This is a genomic window from Pseudomonas sp. PDM01, from assembly GCF_014852325.1.
GTDB classification, from domain to species: domain Bacteria; phylum Pseudomonadota; class Gammaproteobacteria; order Pseudomonadales; family Pseudomonadaceae; genus Aquipseudomonas; species Aquipseudomonas migulae.
In genome coordinates, this window is record NZ_JACVBK010000016.1 from 26,261 (window position 1) to 49,840 (window position 23,580).

Genomic DNA, 23,580 nt, shown 5'->3' on the forward strand with positions numbered 1-23,580 from the left:
AGATCCTGACCGCCGGTGACCTTGAACTTGAATCAAGCCCCTTTTGGGGCTTGATTCATTTGTGGGGTGTGTCTAGAATACCCGGCTCGCCTGAGCCCGTGCTTTTTTTGCATGGATGTCCTCGGCGACACGTAGTAGCCGCAAGGCTAATTTTTTGTGTATTAGGAGCGTCTAGCCCATGAGTATGCAGGACCCGTTAGCGGACATGCTAACTCGAATCCGTAATGCCCAGATGGCTGAAAAGTCCGTCGTAAGCATGCCATCTTCTACTTTGAAGGTAGCTGTTGCCAAAGTCCTGAAGGACGAAGGTTACATTGCGGGTTATCAGATCAGCAGCGAAATCAAGCCACTGCTGTCCATCGAGCTGAAGTACTTCGAAGGCCGTCCGGTCATCGAGGAAGTGAAGCGCGTTAGCCGTCCAGGCCTGCGTCAGTACAAGTCCGTCGATGATCTGCCAAAAGTTCGTGGCGGTCTCGGTGTGTCTATCGTCTCCACCAACAAAGGTGTGATGACGGATCGTGCTGCGCGCGCTGCCGGTGTCGGCGGCGAAGTTCTTTGCACTGTGTTCTAAGGGGGGATAAGCATGTCACGCGTCGCTAAGAACCCCGTTAAGCTGCCAGCCGGCGTCGAAGTCAAATTCGCAGGCCAACAGCTTTCGGTGAAGGGTGCCAAGGGCACTCTCGAACTGAACATCCATTCGTCCGTTGAGATCGTTGAAGAAGCTGGTGAGCTGCGTTTCGCTGCTCGCAATGGCGATCAACAAACTCGCGCAATGGCTGGTACCACTCGTGCGTTGGTAAACAACATGGTCCAAGGCGTAAGCCAAGGCTTCGAGCGTAAGCTCCAGCTGGTCGGTGTTGGTTACAAAGCGCAAGCAAAAGGCACAGTGCTGAACCTGGCTCTTGGCTTCTCGCACCCAGTGGATTATGAACTGCCGGAAGGCATCACCGCTGAGACTCCTAGCCAGACCGATATCCTGATCAAGGGCATCGATAAGCAGCTGGTAGGTCAAGTGGCCGCCGAGATCCGCGACTTCCGTCCACCAGAGCCGTACAAAGGCAAAGGTGTGCGCTACGCGGACGAAGTCGTCCGTCGTAAAGAAGCCAAGAAGAAGTAGGGCATAGCAAATGACCGACAAAAAAGTTACTCGACTGCGTCGCGCTCGCAAAGCACGCCTGAAAATGCACGAACTCGAAGTCGTGCGTCTCTGCGTGTTCCGCTCGTCGCAGCACATCTACGCCCAGGTCATTTCGGCCGACGGCAACAAAGTCCTGGCATCTGCCTCGACTTTGGATAAAGAACTGCGTGATGGCGCCACTGGCAACATCGACGCGGCCACTAAGGTTGGCCAGCTGGTCGCTACGCGTGCTAAAGCCGCTGGCGTCTCGCAGGTGGCTTTCGACCGCTCTGGCTTCAAGTACCACGGCCGCGTCAAGGCGCTGGCTGATGCTGCTCGTGAAGCTGGGCTGGAGTTCTAAGTTATGTCAAATAACGACCAAAAGCGCGACGAAGGCTACATCGAGAAGCTGGTTCAAGTTAACCGCGTAGCCAAAACCGTTAAAGGCGGCCGTATCTTCACTTTCACCGCGTTGACCGTGGTTGGTGATGGTAAAGGGCGTGTTGGCTTCGGCCGTGGCAAGTCACGTGAAGTGCCTGCTGCGATCCAGAAGGCAATGGAAGCTGCTCGCCGCAACATGATCCAAGTTGACCTGAACGGCACCACTCTGCAGTACGCAATGAAGTCCGGTCACGGCGCTTCGAAGGTGTACATGCAGCCTGCTTCTGAAGGTACCGGTATCATCGCTGGCGGCGCTATGCGTGCTGTCCTCGAAGTTGCTGGCGTTCAGAACGTTCTGGCCAAGTGCTACGGCTCGACTAACCCGGTAAACGTGGTTCACGCCACTTTCAAAGGTTTGAAAGCTATGCAGTCTCCTGAATCCATTGCCGCCAAGCGTGGCAAAAGCGTCAAGGAGATCTTCTGATCATGGCTACCGTTAAAGTTACGCTGATCAAAAGCATGACCGGCCGCATCCCTAACCACAAACTGTGCGTTAAGGGTCTGGGTCTGCGTCGCATCGGTCACACTGTAGAAGTACTTGATACTCCCGAGAATCGCGGGATGATCAACAAGGCTTACTACATGCTGCGTGTCGAGGGTTAATCGATGAAACTCAATGATCTGAGTCCAGCGCCGGGCTCCCGTCGCGAAAAGCATCGTCCGGGCCGTGGTATCGGTAGTGGTTTGGGTAAGACCGGTGGCCGTGGCCACAAAGGTCAGTCCTCCCGCTCCGGTGGCACCATTGCTCCAGGCTTTGAAGGCGGTCAACAGCCGCTGCATCGTCGCCTGCCGAAGTTCGGTTTCGTTTCCCTGAAAGCCATGGATCGCGCAGAAGTGCGTTTGTCCGAGCTGGCTAAAGTGGAAGGCGACATCGTCACCGTGCAGTCCTTGAAGGATGCCAACGTGATCAACGTCAACGTACAGCGTGTGAAAATCATGCTGTCCGGTGAAGTGACTCGCGCTGTTACCATCGGAAAGGGAATCGGCGCCACCAAAGGTGCGCGTGCGGCTATCGAAGCAGCTGGCGGCAAGTTCGAGGAATAAATGGCTAAGCAAGGTGCTCTCTCTGCGCTCGGCAAAGGCGGTATGTCTGAACTCTGGGCTCGTCTGCGTTTTCTGTTCCTGGCGATTATCGTCTACCGAATAGGCGCACACATCCCGGTTCCAGGTATCAACCCGGACCGACTCGCGGACCTGTTTCGACAGAATGAGGGGACCATTCTTAGCTTGTTCAACATGTTTTCCGGCGGCGCGCTGGAACGGATGAGCATCTTTGCATTGGGGATCATGCCGTACATTTCGGCATCGATCATCATGCAGCTGATGACCGCCGTCAGCCCGCAGCTGGAGCAGTTGAAGAAGGAAGGTGAAGCTGGCCGTCGTAAGATCAGCCAGTACACCCGCTACGGCACTGTCGTCCTCGCTCTTGTTCAGGCAATTGGCATGTCCATTGGTCTGGCAGGGCAGGGCGTTGCGTTCACTGGTGACTTTGGCTTCCATTTCGTCGCGGTATCCACATTTGTGGCTGGTGCGATGTTCATGATGTGGCTGGGTGAGCAGATTACTGAGCGTGGTGTTGGCAACGGTATCTCGATGTTGATTTTTTCGGGTATCGTCGCCGGTCTTCCGAGAGCGATCGGGCAGTCTTTCGAGTCTGCACGTCAGGGTGATATCAACATCTTCGCCCTGGTTGCCATCGGTTTGCTGGCAGTAGCGATTATCGGTTTCGTGGTGTTCATTGAGCGTGGTCAGCGTCGTATTGCTGTTCACTACGCCAAGCGTCAGCAAGGCCGTAAGGTCTTCGCTGCGCAGACTAGCCACTTGCCGCTGAAGGTGAACATGGCCGGTGTTATTCCGGCCATTTTCGCGAGCAGCATTTTGCTGTTCCCGGCTTCGTTGGGTGCCTGGTTCGGCCAGTCTGAAGGTATGGGCTGGTTGCAGGACATCTCGCAGTCGATCGCTCCTGGTCAGCCGTTGAATATTCTGCTGTTTAGTGCAGGGATTATTTTCTTCTGCTTCTTCTATACGGCGTTGATGTTCAATCCGAAAGACGTAGCGGAAAACCTGAAGAAGTCCGGTGCCTTTATTCCGGGCATCCGTCCAGGTGAGCAGTCTGCGCGCTACATTGATGGCGTTCTGACTCGCTTGACCATGTTCGGTGCTCTTTACATGACGGCCGTGTGTCTGCTTCCCCAGTTCCTGGTGGTTGCGGCAAACGTACCGTTCTACCTTGGCGGGACCTCGTTGCTGATCGTCGTCGTGGTTGTGATGGACTTCATGTCCCAAGTACAATCGCACCTCGTTTCGCACCAGTACGAATCCCTGATGAAGAAAGCCAACCTGAAGGGTTACGGCAGCGGCATGTTGCGCTGAGTACCCATAAGGTTCGAGGAGTTGGTGATGAAAGTTCGTGCATCGGTGAAAAAGCTGTGCCGTAACTGCAAGATTATTCGCCGCGAAGGTGTTGTTCGAGTAATTTGCAGCGCGGAACCGCGTCACAAACAGCGCCAAGGCTGAGTGTGATTGTGCTTCAAGCCCGGTAGCTAGTGCGCTACCGGGTTGATTATTTGTTATTACAGCGATATTATCTCGCGCCCTATTTCTTGGCTTCCGGGGCGTAGGTAGCTGTCAATTGGAGTCCCACTGAATGGCCCGTATTGCAGGCGTTAACATTCCAGATAACAAGCATACTGTTATCTCGCTGACCTACATCTATGGTGTTGGTCGCACTACTGCACAGAAGATCTGTGCAGTGACTGGGGTAAACCCAGCCGCAAAGATCAAGGATCTGAGCGACGAGCAGATTGAACAGCTGCGTGGCGAAGTGGCGAAGTTCACCACTGAAGGTGACCTGCGTCGCGAAATCAACATGAAAATCAAGCGTTTGATGGACCTCGGTTGCTATCGCGGTCTGCGTCATCGTCGTGGTCTTCCAGTACGCGGTCAGCGTACCAAGACTAACGCGCGTACCCGTAAAGGTCCGCGTAAGCCGATCCGCAAGTAATCGCCCCAGCGAATCGACAGGAAATTAATCATGGCTAAACCTGCTGCTCGTCCTCGTAAAAAAGTTAAAAAGACAGTGGTTGATGGCATCGCCCACATCCATGCTTCTTTTAACAACACAATCGTGACCATCACCGACCGTCAAGGCAACGCTCTTTCCTGGGCTACCTCCGGTGGTTCGGGTTTCCGCGGTTCCCGCAAGTCCACCCCGTTTGCTGCTCAAGTAGCTGCTGAACGTGCTGGTCAAGCTGCGCTGGAATACGGTCTGAAAAACCTCGACGTTAACGTCAAAGGTCCAGGCCCAGGTCGTGAATCTGCAGTCCGCGCTTTGAACGGCTGTGGCTACAAGATCGCCAGCATCACCGACGTGACGCCAATCCCGCACAACGGGTGCCGTCCGCCGAAGAAGCGCCGCGTGTAATCCAGGAGATTGTAAAGAATGGCTCGTTACATTGGTCCAAAATGCAAACTCGCTCGTCGCGAAGGCACCGATCTCTTTCTGAAGAGCGGCGTGCGCGCGATCGAATCGAAGTGCAACATTGAAGCAGCACCTGGTATCCACGGCCAACGCCGCGGTCGCCAGTCCGATTACGGCACCCAACTGCGTGAAAAGCAGAAGGTCCGTCGTATCTACGGCGTTCTCGAGCGTCAATTCAGCGGCTACTACAAAGAAGCTGCTGGCAAGAAAGGTGCAACCGGTGAAAACCTGCTGCAACTGCTCGAATGCCGTCTGGACAACGTTGTATACCGTATGGGTTTTGGCTCTACTCGTGCCGAATCCCGTCAGCTGGTATCGCACAAATCCGTCAGCGTTAACGGTCAGACCGTAAACGTACCGTCTTACCAGGTTCGTGCTGGTGACGTGGTCGCGATTCGCGAGAAAGCAAAGAACCAACTTCGCATTGTCCAAGCTCTCGATCTGTGTGCCCAACGTGGCCGCGTAGAATGGGTAGAAGTAGACACTGAGAAGAAGTCGGGCGTTTTCAAGAACGTTCCAGCTCGCAGTGATCTGTCCGCCGACATCAACGAAAGCCTGATTGTCGAGCTCTACTCCAAGTAAGGGCTAGAAAATAGGTGCATCCATGCAGATTTCGGTAAATGAGTTCCTGACACCCCGCCATATTGATGTGCAGGTTGTCAGTCCAACCCGCGCCAAGATCACTCTCGAGCCTCTCGAGCGTGGTTTCGGCCACACCCTGGGCAACGCGCTGCGCCGCATCCTGTTGTCCTCAATGCCCGGCTGTGCAGTAGTCGAGGCCGAGATTGACGGTGTACTCCATGAGTACAGCGCAATCGAAGGCGTACAGGAAGACGTAATTGAAATCCTGTTGAACCTTAAAGGTCTGGCTATCAAGCTGCACGGTCGTGACGAAGTTACGCTGACCTTGTCGAAGAAGGGTTCGGGGGTGGTTACCGCTGCCGATATTCAGCTGGATCATGATGTCGAGATCGTTAACCCCGATCACGTAATCGCTAACCTGGCGTCTAACGGCGCCCTGAACATGAAGCTCACCGTAGCTCGTGGTCGTGGTTATGAACCGGCAGACTCGCGTCAGAGCGATGAAGACGAAAGCCGCAGCATCGGTCGCTTGCAGCTTGACTCTTCGTTCAGCCCGGTTCGCCGTATCGCATACGTGGTGGAAAACGCCCGTGTCGAACAGCGTACTAACCTGGACAAGCTGGTTATTGATCTGGAAACCAACGGTACTCTGGATCCTGAAGAGGCTATCCGTCGCGCTGCAACCATTCTGCAACAGCAGTTGGCTGCGTTCGTCGACCTCAAAGGTGACAGTGAGCCAGTGGTTGTCGAGCAGGAAGACGAGATCGATCCGATCCTGCTTCGCCCGGTTGACGATCTGGAACTGACTGTACGTTCGGCTAACTGCCTTAAGGCGGAAAACATCTACTACATCGGTGACCTGATTCAGCGTACCGAAGTAGAGCTGTTGAAGACTCCGAACCTTGGCAAGAAATCCTTGACTGAAATCAAGGACGTTCTGGCCTCCCGCGGTCTGTCCCTCGGCATGCGCCTCGACAACTGGCCGCCTGCAAGTCTTAAGAAGGACGACAAGGCGACTGCCTGATCGTCGTAATCACCGAACGTCGTGTTTGGTAAGGAATGAACCATGCGTCATCGTAAAAGTGGTCGTCACCTGAGCCGCACTAGCTCGCACCGCAAGGCCATGTTCCAAAACATGGCAGTGTCGCTGTTCGAGCACGAGCTGATCAAAACTACACTGCCGAAAGCTAAAGAACTGCGTCGCGTTGCTGAGCCGCTGATCACTTTGGCCAAGACAGACAGCCTGGCTAACCGCCGTCTGGCTTTCGACCGTACTCGTTCGAAAGCTATCGTTGGTAAGCTCTTCAACGACCTGGGCAAGCGTTACGCTACCCGTGAGGGTGGCTACCTGCGCATCCTCAAGTGCGGCTTCCGCACTGGCGACAACGCGCCTATGGCGTACGTCGAGTTGGTTGATCGTGCTACCGGCGGTGAAGCTGTATCCGCTGAGTAAGACGTCAGTCTGAAACGAAGAACCGGGCCTAGTGCCCGGTTTTTTGTGGGCGTCTGAAAAGTAGGCTCTTCGTTAGTAATTTTCTATCGACACTTACAAGTTAATGAATTTGTAGGTGTAACGTTGGTGATCAATACTTCCTCTCAGCCGATTAGCCGGCAGTTCTAGACTGACAGAGGAAGAGATCGCATGAGCCAAAATAAAATACTTACCACCGCCAGTGGCGCTCCTGTCGCCGACAACCAGAATTCCCGCTCCGCCGGCCCTCGTGGCCCATTGCTGCTCGACGACTTCCACCTGATCGAGAAGCTTGCCCACTTCAACCGTGAAAATATTCCTGAGCGCCGCGTACACGCCAAGGGCTCGGGTGCTTACGGCACGTTCACCGTGACGCGTGACATCACTGAGTACACCAGCGCCAAGCTGTTCGAATCGGTCGGCAAGCAGACCCCAACGTTTCTGCGGTTTTCCACCGTGGGCGGTGAGCGCGGCTCGGCTGACACAGAACGCGATCCACGTGGCTTTGCCCTGAAGTTCTATACCGAAGAAGGCAACTGGGACATCGTTGGCAACAACACCCCTGTGTTTTTCATTCGTGATCCGCTCAAGTTTCCGGACTTTATCCATACCCAAAAACGCCTGCCGCAAAGCAACCTGAAAAGTGCGCAGATGATGTGGGACTTCTGGTCGCACTCGCCTGAGGCGCTGCACCAGGTCACCATCCTGTTTTCGGACCGTGGCATCCCTGACGGCTACCGTCACATGCACGGCTTCGGCAGCCACACTTACAGCCTGATCAGTGCCAGCGGCGAGCGTCACTGGGTGAAGTGGCATTACAAGACCCAGCAAGGGATCAAGAACCTGGCGCCGGCAGAAGCTGCTCGCCTGGCGGGCACCGATCCGGATTACGCACAGCGCGACTTGTTCGAAGCGATTGAGCGCGGCGACTTCCCAAAATGGCGTGTATGCATTCAGATCATGACCGAGGCCCAGGCTGCGGCGCATTACGAGAACCCTTTCGATGTGACCAAGACCTGGTCGCAGAAAGAGTTCCCACTGATCGAAGTGGGTGAGCTCGAGCTCAACCGCAATCCGCAGAACTACTTCGCGGAAGTTGAACAAGCGGCGTTCGGTCCGAGCAATATGGTGCCAGGTGTCGGCCTGTCGCCAGACCGCATGCTGCAAGGGCGAGTGTTCGCTTACGCCGATGCGCACCGCTACCGTGTTGGTACCAACCATCAGCAACTGCCGGTGAATGCGCCGCGCAGCCCGGTCAAGAGCTACCAGCGTGATGGCTCCATGGCGTTTGGCAGCAATGGTGGTGCAGCGCCGAACTACGAGCCGAACAGTTACGTAGAGTCGCCAAAACAGGCGCCTCGTTATGCTGAGCCTGCTTTGGCATTGAGCGGTGCGGCTGATCGTTACGATCATCGCGAAGACACGGACTACTACAGCCACGCAGGTGCGTTGTTCCGTTTGATGAGTGATGAGCAGAAAAACCTGCTGACCAACAATATTGCGGGCGCGATGGCAGGGGTCTCCGCTGATGTAGTGGATCGCCAGTTGCAGCATTTCTTCAAGGCCGACCCGGCTTATGGAGACGCAATCGCAAAGGCGCTCAACGTACAGATTAACGAAGTCTAAACGAGAAGCAGAACCGCCCTCATTAGGGCGGTTTTTGCGCTATTTAAACTACTTTTCTCAGAATATCTTCGCTTTTATCGCGCAAACCAAGTGACCAAACAGTCGCTGTGGTTCAAACTACAGACTTTCAAGCAGGGAGATGTAGGGCGATGCAAGGCCACCCAGACGTAATCGATTACCTCAACACGTTGCTGACCGGCGAACTGGCCGCGCGTGATCAATATTTCGTTCACTCGCGGATGTATGAGGACTGGGGATTCACCAAGCTCTACGAACGAATCAACCACGAGATGGAAGAGGAAGCGGGGCACGCCGATGCGCTGATGCGCCGAATTCTGATGCTCGAAGGCACGCCACGCATGCGTCCGGACGATCTTGATGTCGGCACCACGGTTCCTGACATGCTAGCTGCCGACCTGCGACTGGAATACAAAGTCCGCGCCGCACTCTGCAAGGGCATCGAACTCTGCGAGCAGCACAAAGACTACGTCAGCCGCGAGATGCTGCGCATTCAACTGAACGATACCGAAGAAGACCACACCTACTGGCTCGAGAAGCAGTTGGGTCTGATCAAGTTGATCGGTCTGGAAAATTACCTGCAATCTCACACCTGACATTGAACCGTAGGAGCACAGCTTGCTGGCGAAGGCGTCCTTGATATCGCCATCGCCAGCAAGCTGTGCTCCTACAGTGTCAACGAAAAAGCCCCTGTCACCGACAAAGTGACAGGGGCTTTTTCATGGGCTTGATTCAGTCCCTGTCGCGAGCCAGCAGCGGTTTGAGATAGAAACCGGTGTGAGACTGCTTCATCTCGGAGACTTCTTCCGGCGTACCGACGGCAATGATCTGCCCGCCTTTTGAGCCACCTTCCGGCCCCAGATCCACCAACCAGTCAGCGGTCTTGATCACGTCCAGGTTGTGCTCGATCACCACCACGGTGTTGCCGTGGTCGCGCAGTCGATGCAGCACGTCGAGCAGTTGCTGAATATCCGCGAAGTGCAAACCGGTGGTTGGCTCATCGAGGATGTACAGCGTCTTGCCGGTATCGCGCTTGGACAGCTCGCGGGACAGCTTCACCCGCTGCGCTTCACCACCGGACAGGGTGGTCGCCGATTGCCCAAGCTTGATGTACGAAAGGCCGACATCCATCAACGTCTGAAGCTTGCGTGCCAGTGCCGGCACCGCGTCGAAGAACACCCGGGCTTCCTCGATGGTCATCTCGAGGGTTTCGTGGATGCTCTTGCCCTTGTACTTGATCTCCAGCGTTTCGCGGTTGTAGCGCTTGCTCTTGCAGACGTCGCACGGAACATAGATGTCCGGCAGGAAGTGCATTTCAACCTTGATCAGGCCATCGCCCTGGCAGGCCTCGCAGCGTCCGCCCTTCACGTTGAAGGAGAAACGCCCCGGCCCGTAACCGCGGGAACGGGATTCCGGCACGCCGGCGAACAGTTCGCGAATCGGCGTGAACAGCCCGGTGTACGTCGCCGGGTTGGAGCGTGGCGTACGGCCGATCGGGCTCTGGTCGATGTCGACGACCTTGTCCAGGTGCTCCAGCCCTTTGATGCTGTCGTGAGCCGCAGCCTCAAGCGTTGTCGCACCGTTGAGTGCCGTCGCACTCAAAGGAAACAGCGTGTTGTTGATCAACGTCGACTTGCCCGAACCGGAGACGCCGGTAACGCAGGTCAGCAGGCCAATCGGAATCTCCAGATCGACGTTGCGCAAGTTGTTGCCGCGAGCGCCCTTGAGGGACAGCGACAACTTCTTGTTACGCGGTGTGCGTTTGGCTGGAACGGCAATCTTCACCCGACCCGACAAGTACTTGCCGGTCAGCGAGTCAGGGTGAGCCATAACTTCCGCTGGCGTACCTTCGGCGACGATATGCCCCCCGTGCACGCCGGCACCCGGGCCGATATCCACGACATAGTCAGCCAGGCGAATGGCATCTTCATCGTGTTCGACCACGATCACCGTGTTGCCGATGTCGCGCAGGTGCTTGAGCGTGCCGAGCAAACGGTCGTTGTCGCGTTGGTGCAGACCAATCGACGGTTCATCGAGGATGTATAGAACGCCCACCAGGCCGGCACCAATCTGACTGGCCAGACGAATCCGCTGCGCCTCGCCACCGGACAACGTGTCGGCACTGCGATCCAGCGACAGATAGTCGAGGCCGACGTTGACCAGGAACTGCAGGCGCTCGCGGATTTCCTTGAGGATCTTGTCGGCAATTTCACCACGACGCCCGGTCAGCTTCAGCACACCGAAGTATTCGCACGCATCGCCGATCGGCAGATTGGTCACCGCCGGCAGTGTCTTCTCGCCGACCCAGACATGCCGCGCCTCGCGACGCAGGCGGGTGCCACGGCAATCCGGGCAATGCTGGGTGCTGAGGAACTTGGCCAGCTCTTCACGCACCGAAGCCGATTCGGTTTCGCGGTAGCGACGTTCCAGGTTTGGCACGATGCCTTCGAACGGGTGCGAACGTTTGACGATGTCGCCACGGTCATTCAGGTATTTGAAATCGACGTTCTGGGAGCCGCTGCCGTGCAGGATGAATTTCTGCTGTTCGGCCGGCAGTTCGTTGAACGGTACTTCGAGGCTGAACTTGTAGTGCGCCGCCAGCGACCCGAGCATCTGGAAGTAATAGACGTTACGCCTGTCCCAGCCGCGAATCGCACCTTCGGCCAGAGTCAGTTCGCCATTGACCAGTCGCTTGATGTCGAAGAATTGCTTCACGCCCAGACCATCGCACGTCGGGCAGGCGCCGGCCGGGTTGTTGAAGGAGAACAGCTTGGGTTCCAGCTCGCTGATCGCGTGACCGCAGATCGGGCAGGCGAAGCGCGCTGAGAAGATCATCTCTTCGCCGGGTTCGTCGTCCATCGGTGCGACCAGGGCAATGCCGTCCGCCAGTTTCAGCGCGGTCTCGAAGGATTCGGCCAGACGCTGTTGCAGATCGGCGCGGACCTTGAAGCGGTCGACGATGACGTCAATCGAATGCTTCTTCTGCTTGTCCAGCTTCGGCAGTTCGTCCAGTTCGCAGATCCTGCCGTTGACCCGGGCCCGGACAAAGCCCTGGGCGCGCAGTTCTTCGAAGACCGAAAGGTGTTCGCCTTTGCGCTCGCGAATCACCGGCGCCAGCAGCATCAGTTTGCTGCCCTCCGGTTGGGCGAGGACCAGGTCGACCATCTGGCTGACGGTCTGCGCTTCCAGCGGAATGTCGTGATCCGGGCAGCGCGGAATACCGACGCGAGCGTAGAGCAGGCGCAGATAGTCGTAGATTTCGGTGATGGTGCCGACCGTCGAACGCGGGTTGTGCGAGGTCGACTTCTGCTCAATGGAAATGGCTGGCGACAAACCTTCAATGGTGTCGACGTCAGGCTTTTCCATCATCGACAAAAACTGCCGGGCATAGGCCGACAGCGACTCGACATAGCGGCGCTGGCCTTCGGCGTACAGCGTGTCGAACGCCAGGGACGATTTGCCGGATCCGGACAAGCCGGTGATGACGATCAGTTTGTCCCGTGGCAGGGTCAGGTCGATGTTCTTCAGGTTGTGGGTTCGGGCCCCACGAATCAGGATCTTGTCCAAAGTGGCCTCGCTCGGCGGGCGTCGAAAACGTAGGAGTATACGGCCAAATACTGGATGGATGCACACTATCAAACGAGTGGTTTACTGTCGTACATGAAGAGTCTGTCAGCGGAACGCGTCAAAGCGTCGCGATATACCCTGTCAATCGATGGGACTGGTAGAATCGCGGCCGGTTCACATGAGGTTTTTCCATGCACGATCCCCACAGCGAACGCATGAGTGGCAGTGAGACCCGCGCAGCAAGCGGTCTGGCCCTCGTGTTCGCGTTCCGTATGCTTGGCATGTTCATGGTGTTGCCGGTACTGGCGACCTATGGGATGGATCTGGCAGGAGCGACCCCGGCCCTCATCGGGCTGGCGATTGGCGCTTACGGCCTGACCCAGGCGATATTTCAGATTCCGTTCGGCTTCATTTCCGACCGCATCGGGCGCCGCCCGGTGATTTACCTGGGGCTGATCGTGTTCGCCCTCGGCAGTGTGCTGGCGGCGAACGCCGATTCGATCTGGGGCGTTATCGCCGGACGAATCCTGCAAGGCGCCGGGGCGATTTCCGCAGCTGTGATGGCATTGCTGTCAGACCTGACCCGCGAACAGCATCGGACCAAAGCCATGGCCATGATCGGCATGACGATTGGTCTGTCGTTCGCGGTCGCCATGGTGGTAGGGCCTTTGCTGACTCGCGCCTTTGGGCTGTCCGGGTTGTTCCTCGCCACCGGTGGCATGGCGCTGGTGGGTATCGTGATCGTGATGTTCATGGTGCCGCGTTCCACCGGGCCGTTGCAGCACCGTGAGTCCGGCGTCGCGCGTCAGGCACTGATGCCGACGCTCAAGCACCCGGACCTGCTGCGCCTGGACCTGGGTATTTTTGTGTTGCACGCGATGTTGATGTCGAGCTTCGTTGCATTGCCGCTGGCCCTGGTCGAAAAAGCCGGGCTGCCCAAAGAGCAGCACTGGTGGGTCTACCTGACCGCGCTGCTGATTTCCTTCTTCGCCATGATCCCGTTCATTATCTACGGCGAGAAGAAACGCAAAATGAAACGAGTTTTATTGGGCGCAGTGCTGACGCTGATGCTCACTGAGCTATTCTTCTGGCAGTTCGGCGATAGCTTGCGGGCCTTGGTGATCGGGACGGTGGTGTTCTTTACCGCGTTCAACTTGCTGGAAGCTTCGTTGCCATCGCTGATCAGCAAGGTTTCACCGGCGGGTGGCAAGGGCACGGCGATGGGGGTTTATTCCACCAGTCAGTTCCTCGGATCGGCACTGGGCGGGATCCTCGGCGGCTGGATGTTCCAGCATGGCGGTCTGTCGGTTGTCTTCCTCGGATGCGCCGGCCTGGCTGCCCTCTGGCTGGCCTTTGCTGTTACCATGCGCGAACCACCTTATGTCACGAGCCTGCGCTTGCCGTTGTCGCCCGAGGCGATCCGCGAAGCGGGTCTGGTTGAGCGCCTGAAGGCCGTCGTAGGGGTAACAGATGCGGTAATCGTTGCTGATGAAGCAGCGATTTACATCAAATTGGACACAGAACTATTGGATCGCACTACCCTCGAGCGCCTGGTGAACAACCCGCCCGAGGCAGCGTGCGTAGCCTAGGAGAACGTTATGGCCCGTGGGGTTAACAAAGTCATATTGGTCGGCACTTGCGGCCAGGATCCCGAAGTTCGCTACTTGCCTAACGGTAACGCCGTGACCAACCTGAGTCTGGCGACCAGCGAACAGTGGACCGACAAGCAGACCGGTCAGAAGGTCGAGAAGACCGAATGGCACCGTGTGTCGATGTTCGGCAAAGTGGCGGAAATCGCCGGCGAATACCTGCGTAAAGGTTCGCAGGTCTACATCGAAGGCAAGCTGCAGACCCGCGAGTGGGAAAAAGACGGTATCAAGCGTTACACCACTGAAATCGTGGTCGACATGCAAGGCACCATGCAACTGCTGGGCGGCCGTCCACAGCAGGGCGACCAACAAGGCGGGGGCAACAACTATCAGCAGTCCGCTCCGGCTCCACGCCAGCAGCAGGCGCCGCGTCCGCAGCAGTCGGCACCGCAACAGTCGCGTCCGGCTCCACAGCAGGCCGCTCCTCAGCCGGCTCCGGATTTCGACAGCTTTGATGACGATATCCCGTTCTAGGATATGGCTTAGGCCTTTGTAAGGTTTAGCCTCGAAACCCCCGATCGGTCCTCTGGACTGGTCGGGGGTTTTCTTTTGCACGCTATTTGTAGGAGCCGGCTTGCTGGCGATTCAAGCACCGCGGTTAGCCAGGTAAACCGCGTAATCGTTCATCGCCAGCAAGCCGGCTCCTACAGATTTGTGGTTAACGGGATGATGTGGTTACGGCGGCCCGCGCCGTGTGCAGTTTTTTGTAGCTGTCGATCAGGCGCAGGTGCCTGTCGAGCCCCTCCAGTTTCATGCTGGTCGGCGTCAAGCCATGGAAGCGTACGGTCCCGTCCACCGAGCCGATTGCTGCGTCCGTCCGCTCGCTGCCAAACATCCGGCGGAAATTGGCCTCGTAGTCTTCCAGTTCCAGGTCTTCGTCCAGTTTCATCTCCAACACCACATTGACGGCCTGGTAGAACAAGCCGCGCTCAACCGTGTTGTCGTTGTACTGCAGGAACATTTCCACTGCTTCTTTCGCCTCTTCAAATTGTTGCAGGGCGAGATAAATCAGCAGCTTCAACTCCAGGATCGTCAACTGACCCCAAGCGGTATTGTCGTCAAATTCGATGCCGATCAAGCTGGTGATGTCGGTGTAGTCGTCCAGCTCACTTTCCACCAGGCGCTCGACCAGCGCTCGCAGTTCGTCTTCGTCCAGGCGATGCAGGTTCAGGATGTCTTCGCGGAAGAACAGCGCTTTGTTGGTGTTATCCCAGATCAGATCGTCTACCGGATAAATTTCCGAATAGTCCGGCACCAGAATGCGGCAGGCCGTCGCGCCGATATGCTCGTAGACCGCCATGTACACTTCCTTGCCCATGCCTTCGAGAATGCCGAACAAGGTCGCGGCTTCCTCGCTATTCGAGTTTTCACCCTGGCCGGAGAAGTCCCACTCCACGAATTCGTAATCCGACTTCGAACTGAAGAAGCGCCACGACACAATGCCGCTCGAGTCGATGAAGTGCTCGACGAAGTTGTTCGGCTCGGTCACCGCATGGCCTTCAAACGTCGGCTGGGGCAGGTCATTGAGGCCTTCGAAGCTGCGGCCTTGCAGCAATTCGGTGAGGCTGCGTTCCAATGCCACTTCAAGGCTTGGGTGCGCGCCGAACGAGGCGAACACACCGCCGGTACGCGGGTTCATCAACGTGACGCACATCACCGGGAATTCACCGCCCAGGGACGCATCCTTCACCAACACCGGGAAACCCTGTTCTTCCAGCGCCTGAATGCCGGCGAGGATCCCGGGGTACTTCGCCAGCACGTGGGCCGGCACATCCGGCAGTGCAAATTCACCTTCGATGATTTCGCGTTTTACCGCGCGCTCGAAGATCTCCGACAGGCACTGCACCTGCGCTTCGGCCAGCGTGTTGCCGGCACTCATGCCGTTGCTCAGGTACAGGTTTTCAATCAGGTTGGACGGGAAATACACCACCTCGCCGTCCGACTGGCGCACGTACGGCAGCGAGCAGATACCGCGCTCTTCATTGCCCGAGTTGGTGTCGATCAGATGGGAGCCGCGCAGCTCGCCGTCGCGGTTGTAAATCTTCAGGCAGTACTCGTCGAGAATCTCGGTCGGCAGCGCGTCTTTGCGGCCAGGCTTGAACCAGCGCTCGTCCGGATAATGCACAAATTCCGCGTTGGCGATGTCTTCGCCCCAGAACTGGTCGTTGTAGAAGAAGTTGCAGTTGAGTCGCTCGATAAACTCGCCCAACGCCGACGCCAGTGCGCTTTCCTTGGTCGCCCCCTTGCCGTTGGTGAAGCACATCGGCGAGTGCGCATCGCGGATATGCAGCGACCACACATTGGGCACGATATTGCGCCACGAGGCGATTTCAATCTTCATGCCCAGGTCCGCCAGGATGGCCGACATGTTGGCGATGGTTTGTTCCAGCGGCAGATCCTTGCCGGCAATGTAAGTGCTCGCCTCTGAACTGGAAGCCGGCATCAACAGCGCCTGGGCATCGGCGTCGAGGTTTTCCACTTCTTCGATCACAAACTCAGGCCCGGCCTGCACCACTTTTTTCACGGTGCAACGGTCGATGGAACGCAGGATGCCCTGGCGGTCCTTGTCGGAGATGTCCGCCGGCAACTCGACCTGGATCTTGAAAATCTGGTTGTAGCGGTTTTCCGGGTCAACAATGTTGTTCTGCGACAGGCGGATGTTATCCGTGGGGATATTGCGTGTGCTGCAGTACAACTTCACGAAATACGCCGCACACAGCGCCGACGAAGCCAGGAAGTAGTCGAACGGACCGGGTGCCGAGCCATCGCCCTTGTAGCGGATTGGTTGGTCGGCCACCACCGTGAAGTCGTCGAACTTGGCTTCAAGCCGAAGGTTGTCGAGAAAGTTGACCTTGATTTCCATGGGGGGGTACCAGAATAACGGGCTAGACGATTTGGCCGCCATTATCCGGCTTTTCAGCGGTAAGTCTTGTGGTTGTCGGGTTCCTGATCGGGTTTACACCTGTTTCACCCCGACGCCCGATGCATGGCAACGGGCTTTTTCACTGACGGTAAATGTTCAGTCGAGTATCAGGTGCGGCAAAAATCGGCTGGAATCCTTGGTAATCAGGCTGTTGTCCTCGCGCACACCGATCCCCGCGGCTTGATCGCCGATCACCCAGGAACCGATCAACGTGTAGCTATCGCCAAACTTCGGCAGCGGCGCGAACTCCTGAAGGATAAACGGCGCGTCCGTGTAGGGCCCATCCTCTTTCACGATCAGACCGTCCGCTGTTTGCAGCTCGATGTTGGCGCCTTCCCGCGAGAAGAATGGCTTGCGCACCCAACCCTTGGGCACCGCTTTGTTCGGGTCGGTATCCAGGTGGGCGGCGAGCAGGTTCGGATGGCCTTTGTTGAACTCCCACAGCAGCGGCAGGATGCCTTTGTTGGAGATGATGGATTTCCAGGCCGGTTCGAAGAACTGCGTATCACTCTGGGCAATCGCTGCACCAAAGGGCTCGTGGAAGATGAACTCCCAGGCGTGCAGTTTGAACAGGTGAGGAATCCAGCGATCTTCAAGATCGACGAAACGTCCGTCACTGGTGAGGCCAATGTCTTCGATGTCGATGTGGCGGGATTCGATGCCGACTTTTTCCGCAACCAGCCGCAGGTAATCGGTGGTGCCCTTGTCCTCGACCGAGTCTTTCATCGAGGCGAAATAGAAGGGCTGCGTGATCTGCAGTTGAGCAAAGGCCTGATGCAGCTTGGTGTCGATGCTGTTGAACTGGTCGGCGTTCTTGGGCAACAAACCGCGCTCAATGCATTGCTCCAGCCAGCCCCACTGGAACGCCGCCGCTTCGTAGAGGCTGGTCGGCGTGTCGTAGTTGAGCTCCAGCAGTTTGGCCGGGCCGCTGCCGTTGTAGGAAAAGTCCATGCGCCCGTACAGATGCGGATGACCTTCGAGCCATGACGTGCGAACCAGGTCGTAGAACGCTGCCGGAATGCTCAGGCGTTCCAGCAACTCCTCGCTCTGCACCACGCGAGCCACCAGGTCCATGCACATCTCATGGATCTCGGTGGTAGGGTCTTCGAGATCGTTCTCGATCTGCTTGAGCGTGAACTGGTAGTACGCGCTCTCGTCCCAATAGGGTTCGTCGTCGATGGTGTGGAACAGAAAGCCGAGGTTTTCGGCGGTCTGTTTCCAGTCATGACGCTCTGCGCAGAGGATTTTCTTCATGGCCCTGTTTCCTTAACTGCTCGACCCGCCGCCACCCCAGCCGCTGCGCGCACTGGCTTTGCTGCCGAAGCCGCCACGGGAAGTAGACGAGGCAACGGACACCGGTTTGCTGGCGGAACGAATCGAGTCGGCGTAGTTGCTGCTGCCGTATCGCGCCTGATTGGATTTGGTAAAGGTCGAACCTTTCGAAATCCGCTGGCCGAGTGTCGAAGACGAATAGCTGCCACGGTCATCGCGGTAGCGGTACACCGGCTCCGAATAGTAGCTGTTGCGGTTGTTGCTCAGCATGTTGCCGATCAGCAGGCCGGTCAGCAGGCTGGTGCCGGAGAATCCCGAACCGCCACTGTTCGCTTCCGAGGCAGGCAGTTGCGCTTTGGCGGCGTCCACCTGGGATTGCGTCACCTCGCCATTGGCGGTCAGCTCGAAGCCGCCGAGTTTGGGGATGAACTTGCCGGCGGAGTCCTGCTGGCACCAGTCGGCGACGAAGTCGGCTTCGCAATCGGCCTGGTTGTCGTACACCGGTGCAATGCGTCGATGTTCGGCCATGGCGGTCATGAAGGCGTCCGAGCAGACGTCCACCGGAAGTTTTTCATCGGCGCATTGCTGCACGGACTGGAAGTTGTACTTTTTCTGCACCGAGTAGGTTTTTTCCGTCGGCCCGCAGCCCGAAATCGCCATCGCGACCGAGGCTGCCAGCGACAGCTGAACGTACTTGCTTCGTTTCATCGGGAGCTCCGTGCGCGATCAGTTCGAGGAAGGGGTCATGCAGGCGGCGTTCAACATGCCGACGCTGATGGCCACGGCTGCCACGTAGATGCCGGCGGCGATTTCACCTTTCTTGATGCGCTCGGAGGTGCCCTTGAGCACCAGGCTGGTCATCAGGAACGCCAACAATTGCACGAACGCGGCGATGACTGCCCAGACCACGAAGTCGAGGAGGCTGACCGAGTAGGCGATCACGTTGCTGGCCGGAATCGCGAAACCGATGACCGCGCCGCCCAAGGCGATTGCAGCCGCGACGTTGCCCGAACGGATCAGCTCGAATTCTTTGTGCGGGGTGATGCGGGTGTAGATGAACTGGAACAGCGCGAACAGCACGGCGGCGCCGAGGATGTACGCAACAAACCCGAGCACGGCGGCTTTGTTCAGGGAGACGGAGAGCGCTTCTAGCATGGGGTTTCTTCCTTTTTAAAAAGTGTTCAAGTCGGTGGTGTACAGCGAAATGCCCAGCGAAGTGCTCAAGCTGATCGTACCTTCGGCGTCTTCTTCGACAGAAAACAGCAGGAATTCACGGCGGTCGGTCAGGCCGGTTTCGCGGGCGTACAGCATCGAACGGTGCTCGACGCTGTAGGACTCATCCGGGTTTTTCAGCTGTTCGCTCAACGCCACCAATTCAGTCTGGCCATTCTCGGTGCCCCATTCGCGGGTGTATTCGACGCCGTTGTGGGTGTAGGTCGGCAGGCCGATCAGGCTATTCGGGCCAGCCAGACGGCGCAGCTCCGCTTCGCTGCTGATGGTGATGTAGCTGAGGTAGTTGAACAGGATCACCGACTCGACCTGGCCGGCGATGTCGCCGGTGGTGTGCACTTGCAGCCAGTAGTCTTCGTCGTTCATGTAGTAGCGCGACAGCCAGGTCGACTGCCCGAGGTCAATGGTGCCGTTGCTCCAGACCTGCTGCGAGCCGGGGATGGCCACGGCAGTTTTTTCGTCGAGCAACAATTGCAGCGTGCTGTCGAACATCACGCCTTTGCCCAGTGCCAGACCCAGCGGGCCGGCGGCCGGTTGGGTTTCGCTGGCGGTCCATTTCGATTCTGAATTCGCGTTCGGGGCCTCAAGCCCCAACAACTGTTTAAACCATCCCATTGGAGATTTCCTTGAGGCGAGTGGAGGCGATGTAGAAGAGCTCGCGGCCCTCGACGCGTGTGGCGCCAGGCGGGTTGATCGATGGTTGTCGGGCGCCCTTGGCGCGGTAGCCGATGAGGGTGGCGTTGTGACGTTCTTTCATCTGCGTGTACAGATCGCCGAAGGTCGCGTTAAACGTATCGGGCAGTTTCATCAGGTATTGGGTCGCGCCCTGGCCCACGCACAGCAATTCGTTGATGACCACGGACGAGCCGGGGTCCTGAGACGCGCGCACAAGCATCTCGATGGCCATGCTTGATGTGCATTCCAGGCTGGGGGCGTAGGCGCTGGCGAGCGAGGCGATTTCACTGTCATTGAAGTGGGCGACCACATGCCCGACAGGCTTCAGTTGATTGACCGCCAGCACGGTGGCCAGGGTCAGGTCGTCTGAATGGGTTCTCACCAGAACGCGTTCGGCACCGGGAACGCCAGCGCGCAGTAGCAGCGCCACCGAGGACAGGCTTTCGCCCTTGATGAAGGACGCCTGGCCAGGCATGGGGTTTTCTTCAAGGGTGCAATCGCAAATGACGATCAGGTTGTCGTTGGAGGTTTCATCCTGAAGCAACAACTCAACGACCCGTTCGCTGGACGCACCTTCCCAGCCGATGAGCACCGTATGCCCGACATTGCCGGTGTAGTCACCTTTGCCCTTCATGCTTTTTCTCCATACATCGATAACGCTGCTGGTGGTTTTGCCGATGGCTGCCGTCAGCAGCGCAATGCCGCCGAGCATGACCCAGGTGGCCACGAAAATGCGCCCCGCCGATGTCTGTGGCGCGAGATCGCCATAGCCTACGGTAAGCGTGGTGGTGAGATAGAAGTAGGTAAACGTGGCGGGGGCGGTGAGGTGCTGTTCGCCCAGCAACACCAGGCCCAGATACGCCGTGGTCAGGTGCACGGCCAAGGCGATGACCAGTCCCGCCCAACCGAATCGGTGGAAGAGGGACGAGGCATACATGCGCAATAAAAGGAAAATCGACATTTCGTCCCTGACTCCGTGGGTACTCATTCCTGGCGACGTTATCGCCTCGGCGTCTGAATGCTCAAGTGCGGTTAACCGGCGGCATTAAACCTGCTGCGCGGCGCAGAGAAAAGTACCTTGGCTGCAATAAATCCGGCGAGCGCCCCAAACAGATGTCCTTCGAAGGACACACCCTGACGCGGAAGGAAGCCAAAGACCAGGCCGCCATAGAGCAGCGCCACGACGCTGGCCGTGATCAGGTTGCCCCAGCTGCGGTGAAACCAGGCGCGGGACAGGAGGTAGGCCCACAGCCCGAATACCCAGCCGCTGGCGCCAATGTGCACGCCGGAAAACCCGAACAGCCAGACCAGCGCGCCGCCCAGCAAAATGATGATCGCGCTGACGGCCAGGAACCGGTTGAGCCCATCGACAATGACCAGGGTGCCCAGAATCAGGAAGGGAATCAGGTTGGCGCTGAGGTGCGCAAAGGACGCGTGCAAAAAAGGCGAGGTGATGATGCCGACCAGTCCGTGGGCCGTTCTCGGCACCAGGCCGAATGCCACAAGGCTGTAGCCGGTCGCGACGTTGAGCAGTTGCAGCGCCACCATGAAAATGGCGAGGCTGGCGATTGTCTTGAAACCCTTCAGGGCATCCATCCTTGACCTCGATTCAACGAAAAACTGAAACGCATATCTATTGTGGGAGCGAGCCTGCTCGCGAAGAGGGAGTGTCAGTCAACATTAATGTCGCCTGACAAACCGTAATCGCTAGCAGGCTAGCTCCCACAGGTTATGCATCTGCGACTGAGTGGGTTACTCAGCCGATTTCTGCTTCAGGCGCTCCAGGATCGCGTTGGCGCTGCCCGCGTCCGGCGTGATGCCGGCTTCGCGCAGTTTGCGCTCCAGGTCGGTGCCGGTCGAGGCATCGGCCAGTTGGTCCTGAGCTTCCAGTTCAGCGGCGCGTTGCTGCTGCTTGGCTTGCAAGCGGTTCAGCGTGCCGACTGCGGTTTCCAGTTTGCCGTTGGCGCCGCCGCTGGCGATGGATGCGCTGACCTGGGCTTTCTGTACGCTTTCGCGGGCCTTGGCCATGTCCACTTGCTGACGCAGGCTCTTAATGCGGCTTTCAGCCTTGGTGATGTCTTTGCGCATGTTGTCCGCATAACCGCCGAATTCGGTGGCCTGCTTCTGCTCGACATCCAGCTCGTTGGTCAGGGTCGAAATGGCTTCGGCCACTTCCAGTGCCAGGTCTTCGCGGTTGGCCTGAATGGCGGCCAGCGCCTTGGATTCCAGGTCCTTGATCTTGGCGTTGTACTCGCTGACGCGATCAGCGGACAGTTTGTGCTTGGCCATGATGGTGACCAGCTCACGCTTGGCGTTGGCCAGCGCGCTGTCGGCATCGCGGATTTCCTGGTCGAGGATGCGCAGGGCCTGTTGGTCGACGATCGATTCGCCGACTTCATTGGCACCGCCACGCAGTGCGGTGAACAATTTGCTCCAGATGGACTGAGTCATTGGATTTTCCCTGATTCCCGAATAATTAATTGAAAAAACGTTCGAAGGCTTCGCTGGCGCGCTGCACGTTGTCGACGAGGGTTTTGACCTCGGTCACGACGTTGGTCAGGCTCGAGTCGGAGCTGAGCGCGCCAAACATGTTGTAAACGACCTGCCCGTTGGGCATGGACTCGATGCCGATCGACGACAGCGGGAACATTTCCCGGCTACGCAGCACGGCATCGTTGAAGGCCGGCACGTCCTTGATCGACTCGACGTCGACCAGCACGGTATCGACGATGATCTGGTCGCCCACTACCGCGATGTAAATCGGCAAGCCACCGAAGTCGTTCATTTCCAGCTTGATGCTGGATTCGGAGCCTTGGACGAGGGAGAGGGTGATGTCGTTCGAGACCACTTCGTCCAGGGCTTGAAGGGCGCTGTAGAGGCGATCGATGTTCCAGTTGTTACCTGCGCTCATGTAATTCTCCGACATGAATGAGCCAGCCAGGATCGGTTGGCGTAGCTGTTTCTCCATCTGCTTGAGCAGGCTTCGGTTTTCGGGAAGCACCCAAGTCTCGTGTTTTACATAACCGGCGGCACCCAGGCCCGCGCGCATCTGCTTCATGTAGAAGCTCGACGGTTTTTTCGCGGACGGTTTCGAGCGCTCTCCCTTGCGGCTTGCTGAATCGTTCACAGACCCGGAAGGCGGATCTGATGGAGAGCTGCTGTTCATGGTGCTGACCTCGTTGTGAAAAACTCACGCGTGAGAAACACTACAGGCAATTTTCGCTGTGCTCAATAGCTCACGCGTGAGATTTTTTTATGGGTGGTGGGGGCGGGGATTGGGGGTATATCCGTTTTTTGGGTGATGGCGGATATTGGTTTCGCCCTTACGGCGAGTCACTTGGAAGAGCCCCAAGTAACCAAGGGCTCTTGCCCCTTTCGTTCGGTGGCTCGCTAAGGCTCGCCATGCCCTCGCTCCGGTCCTGCTCCGTGGGCCCGCCGCCATCGGCCATCCCTGGCCGGGGGCGGCTAACCCGGCATCCATGCCGGGTTGCCCACTACGCAGAACCTGCGCTCGGCCTCTCGAGGGGG

At 57.6% G+C, this 23,580-nt stretch carries 27 protein-coding genes; 17 read left to right on the forward strand and 10 right to left on the reverse strand.

What is annotated here, in order from left to right:
• Window positions 1–178: 178 nt before the first annotated feature.
• The 15 genes from rpsH (at window position 179) to bfr (ending at window position 9,332) form a co-directional block, all read left to right on the forward strand.
• Window positions 179–571 carry a 30S ribosomal protein S8 gene (gene rpsH, locus IB246_RS28155; protein WP_003186040.1) on the forward strand — a complete coding sequence of 131 codons (393 nt, stop codon included), beginning with the start codon at window positions 179–181 and terminating at the stop codon, window positions 569–571.
• 12 nt (window positions 572–583) lie between these two features.
• Window positions 584–1,117 carry a 50S ribosomal protein L6 gene (gene rplF, locus IB246_RS28160; protein ID WP_003176412.1) on the forward strand — a complete coding sequence of 178 codons (534 nt, stop codon included), beginning with the start codon at window positions 584–586 and terminating at the stop codon, window positions 1,115–1,117.
• 10 nt (window positions 1,118–1,127) lie between these two features.
• On the forward strand, window positions 1,128–1,478 hold the full coding sequence (gene rplR / locus IB246_RS28165; RefSeq protein WP_003186037.1) for a 50S ribosomal protein L18: 351 nt from the start codon (window positions 1,128–1,130) through the stop codon (window positions 1,476–1,478).
• A 3-nt stretch (window positions 1,479–1,481) separates the two neighbouring features.
• Window positions 1,482–1,982, forward strand: coding sequence for a 30S ribosomal protein S5 (gene rpsE / locus IB246_RS28170; protein ID WP_007943782.1), 501 nt, complete (start codon window positions 1,482–1,484; stop codon window positions 1,980–1,982).
• A 2-nt stretch (window positions 1,983–1,984) separates the two neighbouring features.
• The gene (gene rpmD / locus IB246_RS28175) at window positions 1,985–2,161 is read left to right on the forward strand and encodes a 50S ribosomal protein L30 (RefSeq protein WP_003186033.1); all 177 of its coding nucleotides are present in this window, start codon (window positions 1,985–1,987) and stop codon (window positions 2,159–2,161) included.
• Window positions 2,162–2,164: 3 nt separating this feature from the next.
• Window positions 2,165–2,602: a 50S ribosomal protein L15 gene (rplO, locus tag IB246_RS28180; protein ID WP_007896782.1), complete on the forward strand. Its 438-nt coding sequence runs from the start codon at window positions 2,165–2,167 to the stop codon at window positions 2,600–2,602.
• Window positions 2,603–3,931 carry a preprotein translocase subunit SecY gene (gene secY / locus IB246_RS28185; protein ID WP_003228718.1) on the forward strand — a complete coding sequence of 443 codons (1,329 nt, stop codon included), beginning with the start codon at window positions 2,603–2,605 and terminating at the stop codon, window positions 3,929–3,931.
• Between the two features lie 27 nt (window positions 3,932–3,958).
• Window positions 3,959–4,075 carry a 50S ribosomal protein L36 gene (gene rpmJ / locus IB246_RS28190; RefSeq protein ID WP_002555468.1) on the forward strand — a complete coding sequence of 39 codons (117 nt, stop codon included), beginning with the start codon at window positions 3,959–3,961 and terminating at the stop codon, window positions 4,073–4,075.
• A gap of 130 nt (window positions 4,076–4,205) precedes the next feature.
• Window positions 4,206–4,562 (forward strand): 30S ribosomal protein S13, encoded by a 357-nt coding sequence (rpsM, locus tag IB246_RS28195; protein WP_003186020.1) that lies wholly within the window; start codon window positions 4,206–4,208, stop codon window positions 4,560–4,562.
• Window positions 4,563–4,592: 30 nt separating this feature from the next.
• Window positions 4,593–4,982, forward strand: coding sequence for a 30S ribosomal protein S11 (gene rpsK, locus IB246_RS28200; protein WP_002555466.1), 390 nt, complete (start codon window positions 4,593–4,595; stop codon window positions 4,980–4,982).
• 18 nt (window positions 4,983–5,000) lie between these two features.
• Complete coding sequence (gene rpsD, locus IB246_RS28205; protein WP_003210056.1) at window positions 5,001–5,621, forward strand: 30S ribosomal protein S4; 621 nt, start codon at window positions 5,001–5,003, stop codon at window positions 5,619–5,621.
• 22 nt (window positions 5,622–5,643) lie between these two features.
• Window positions 5,644–6,645, forward strand: a complete 1,002-nt coding sequence (locus tag IB246_RS28210; RefSeq protein ID WP_003186012.1) for a DNA-directed RNA polymerase subunit alpha — start codon at window positions 5,644–5,646, stop codon at window positions 6,643–6,645.
• Between the two features lie 42 nt (window positions 6,646–6,687).
• Window positions 6,688–7,074 carry a 50S ribosomal protein L17 gene (gene rplQ, locus IB246_RS28215; protein ID WP_007943777.1) on the forward strand — a complete coding sequence of 129 codons (387 nt, stop codon included), beginning with the start codon at window positions 6,688–6,690 and terminating at the stop codon, window positions 7,072–7,074.
• Between the two features lie 189 nt (window positions 7,075–7,263).
• The gene (locus tag IB246_RS28220) at window positions 7,264–8,718 is read left to right on the forward strand and encodes a catalase (RefSeq protein WP_008041303.1); all 1,455 of its coding nucleotides are present in this window, start codon (window positions 7,264–7,266) and stop codon (window positions 8,716–8,718) included.
• Between the two features lie 149 nt (window positions 8,719–8,867).
• Window positions 8,868–9,332 (forward strand): bacterioferritin, encoded by a 465-nt coding sequence (bfr, locus tag IB246_RS28225; RefSeq protein ID WP_008030905.1) that lies wholly within the window; start codon window positions 8,868–8,870, stop codon window positions 9,330–9,332.
• A gap of 136 nt (window positions 9,333–9,468) precedes the next feature.
• Here the strand turns inward: bfr and uvrA are convergent, their stop codons facing one another.
• Window positions 9,469–12,303: an excinuclease ABC subunit UvrA gene (uvrA, locus tag IB246_RS28230; RefSeq protein WP_008041305.1), complete on the reverse strand. Its 2,835-nt coding sequence runs from the start codon at window positions 12,301–12,303 to the stop codon at window positions 9,469–9,471.
• A gap of 191 nt (window positions 12,304–12,494) precedes the next feature.
• Here uvrA and IB246_RS28235 point away from each other — a divergent pair, with 191 nt between their 5' ends.
• Both IB246_RS28235 and IB246_RS28240 read left to right on the forward strand, forming a co-directional pair.
• A complete protein-coding gene (locus tag IB246_RS28235; protein WP_008030907.1) occupies window positions 12,495–13,892 on the forward strand; it encodes an MFS transporter in 1,398 nt (465 codons plus the stop codon).
• A gap of 9 nt (window positions 13,893–13,901) precedes the next feature.
• The gene (locus IB246_RS28240; protein WP_008041307.1) at window positions 13,902–14,426 is read left to right on the forward strand and encodes a single-stranded DNA-binding protein; all 525 of its coding nucleotides are present in this window, start codon (window positions 13,902–13,904) and stop codon (window positions 14,424–14,426) included.
• Between the two features lie 184 nt (window positions 14,427–14,610).
• Here IB246_RS28240 and IB246_RS28245 read toward each other — a convergent pair whose 3' ends face one another.
• From IB246_RS28245 to IB246_RS28285, 9 genes are all read right to left on the reverse strand, one after another.
• Window positions 14,611–16,815, reverse strand: coding sequence for an OsmC domain/YcaO domain-containing protein (locus IB246_RS28245; protein WP_032832620.1), 2,205 nt, complete (start codon window positions 16,813–16,815; stop codon window positions 14,611–14,613).
• 156 nt (window positions 16,816–16,971) lie between these two features.
• Complete coding sequence (locus IB246_RS28250; protein WP_008041312.1) at window positions 16,972–18,129, reverse strand: glutathionylspermidine synthase family protein; 1,158 nt, start codon at window positions 18,127–18,129, stop codon at window positions 16,972–16,974.
• 12 nt (window positions 18,130–18,141) lie between these two features.
• Complete coding sequence (locus tag IB246_RS28255; RefSeq protein WP_008041314.1) at window positions 18,142–18,855, reverse strand: DUF1190 domain-containing protein; 714 nt, start codon at window positions 18,853–18,855, stop codon at window positions 18,142–18,144.
• 18 nt (window positions 18,856–18,873) lie between these two features.
• Window positions 18,874–19,302: a DUF350 domain-containing protein gene (locus tag IB246_RS28260; RefSeq protein WP_008030949.1), complete on the reverse strand. Its 429-nt coding sequence runs from the start codon at window positions 19,300–19,302 to the stop codon at window positions 18,874–18,876.
• A gap of 15 nt (window positions 19,303–19,317) precedes the next feature.
• A complete protein-coding gene (locus tag IB246_RS28265; RefSeq protein ID WP_008041317.1) occupies window positions 19,318–19,992 on the reverse strand; it encodes a DUF2491 family protein in 675 nt (224 codons plus the stop codon).
• Window positions 19,979–21,013 carry an ion channel gene (locus IB246_RS28270; protein ID WP_192230253.1) on the reverse strand — a complete coding sequence of 345 codons (1,035 nt, stop codon included), beginning with the start codon at window positions 21,011–21,013 and terminating at the stop codon, window positions 19,979–19,981. The genes IB246_RS28265 and IB246_RS28270 overlap by 14 nt, the downstream gene beginning before the upstream one ends.
• Before the next feature lie 71 nt (window positions 21,014–21,084).
• Window positions 21,085–21,648, reverse strand: coding sequence for a rhomboid family intramembrane serine protease (locus IB246_RS28275; RefSeq protein ID WP_008041319.1), 564 nt, complete (start codon window positions 21,646–21,648; stop codon window positions 21,085–21,087).
• Between the two features lie 156 nt (window positions 21,649–21,804).
• Window positions 21,805–22,503: a PspA/IM30 family protein gene (locus tag IB246_RS28280; protein ID WP_008041320.1), complete on the reverse strand. Its 699-nt coding sequence runs from the start codon at window positions 22,501–22,503 to the stop codon at window positions 21,805–21,807.
• A 25-nt stretch (window positions 22,504–22,528) separates the two neighbouring features.
• A complete protein-coding gene (locus IB246_RS28285; RefSeq protein WP_085988408.1) occupies window positions 22,529–23,110 on the reverse strand; it encodes a YjfI family protein in 582 nt (193 codons plus the stop codon).
• Between the last annotated feature and the right edge of the window lie 470 nt (window positions 23,111–23,580).

Coding starts and splice junctions, on each gene's coding strand:
- rpsD (WP_003210056.1), top strand. CDS start 5,001: ATGGCTCGTTACATTGGTCCAAAATGCAAACTCGCTCGTCGCGAAGGC.
- IB246_RS28270 (WP_192230253.1), bottom strand. CDS start 21,013: ATGTCGATTTTCCTTTTATTGCGCATGTATGCCTCGTCCCTCTTCCAC.
- IB246_RS28285 (WP_085988408.1), bottom strand. CDS start 23,110: ATGAAGCAGATGCGCGCGGGCCTGGGTGCCGCCGGTTATGTAAAACAC.
- secY (WP_003228718.1), top strand. CDS start 2,603: ATGGCTAAGCAAGGTGCTCTCTCTGCGCTCGGCAAAGGCGGTATGTCT.
- rplO (WP_007896782.1), top strand. CDS start 2,165: ATGAAACTCAATGATCTGAGTCCAGCGCCGGGCTCCCGTCGCGAAAAG.
- IB246_RS28260 (WP_008030949.1), bottom strand. CDS start 19,302: ATGCTAGAAGCGCTCTCCGTCTCCCTGAACAAAGCCGCCGTGCTCGGG.
- IB246_RS28255 (WP_008041314.1), bottom strand. CDS start 18,855: ATGAAACGAAGCAAGTACGTTCAGCTGTCGCTGGCAGCCTCGGTCGCG.
- rpmJ (WP_002555468.1), top strand. CDS start 3,959: ATGAAAGTTCGTGCATCGGTGAAAAAGCTGTGCCGTAACTGCAAGATT.
- rpmD (WP_003186033.1), top strand. CDS start 1,985: ATGGCTACCGTTAAAGTTACGCTGATCAAAAGCATGACCGGCCGCATC.
- IB246_RS28250 (WP_008041312.1), bottom strand. CDS start 18,129: ATGAAGAAAATCCTCTGCGCAGAGCGTCATGACTGGAAACAGACCGCC.
- IB246_RS28220 (WP_008041303.1), top strand. CDS start 7,264: ATGAGCCAAAATAAAATACTTACCACCGCCAGTGGCGCTCCTGTCGCC.
- IB246_RS28235 (WP_008030907.1), top strand. CDS start 12,495: ATGCACGATCCCCACAGCGAACGCATGAGTGGCAGTGAGACCCGCGCA.
- rpsH (WP_003186040.1), top strand. CDS start 179: ATGAGTATGCAGGACCCGTTAGCGGACATGCTAACTCGAATCCGTAAT.
- IB246_RS28210 (WP_003186012.1), top strand. CDS start 5,644: ATGCAGATTTCGGTAAATGAGTTCCTGACACCCCGCCATATTGATGTG.
- IB246_RS28245 (WP_032832620.1), bottom strand. CDS start 16,815: ATGGAAATCAAGGTCAACTTTCTCGACAACCTTCGGCTTGAAGCCAAG.
- rplQ (WP_007943777.1), top strand. CDS start 6,688: ATGCGTCATCGTAAAAGTGGTCGTCACCTGAGCCGCACTAGCTCGCAC.
- rpsM (WP_003186020.1), top strand. CDS start 4,206: ATGGCCCGTATTGCAGGCGTTAACATTCCAGATAACAAGCATACTGTT.
- IB246_RS28265 (WP_008041317.1), bottom strand. CDS start 19,992: ATGGGATGGTTTAAACAGTTGTTGGGGCTTGAGGCCCCGAACGCGAAT.
- IB246_RS28280 (WP_008041320.1), bottom strand. CDS start 22,503: ATGACTCAGTCCATCTGGAGCAAATTGTTCACCGCACTGCGTGGCGGT.
- rpsE (WP_007943782.1), top strand. CDS start 1,482: ATGTCAAATAACGACCAAAAGCGCGACGAAGGCTACATCGAGAAGCTG.
- IB246_RS28240 (WP_008041307.1), top strand. CDS start 13,902: ATGGCCCGTGGGGTTAACAAAGTCATATTGGTCGGCACTTGCGGCCAG.
- rplR (WP_003186037.1), top strand. CDS start 1,128: ATGACCGACAAAAAAGTTACTCGACTGCGTCGCGCTCGCAAAGCACGC.
- rplF (WP_003176412.1), top strand. CDS start 584: ATGTCACGCGTCGCTAAGAACCCCGTTAAGCTGCCAGCCGGCGTCGAA.
- IB246_RS28275 (WP_008041319.1), bottom strand. CDS start 21,648: ATGGATGCCCTGAAGGGTTTCAAGACAATCGCCAGCCTCGCCATTTTC.
- bfr (WP_008030905.1), top strand. CDS start 8,868: ATGCAAGGCCACCCAGACGTAATCGATTACCTCAACACGTTGCTGACC.
- rpsK (WP_002555466.1), top strand. CDS start 4,593: ATGGCTAAACCTGCTGCTCGTCCTCGTAAAAAAGTTAAAAAGACAGTG.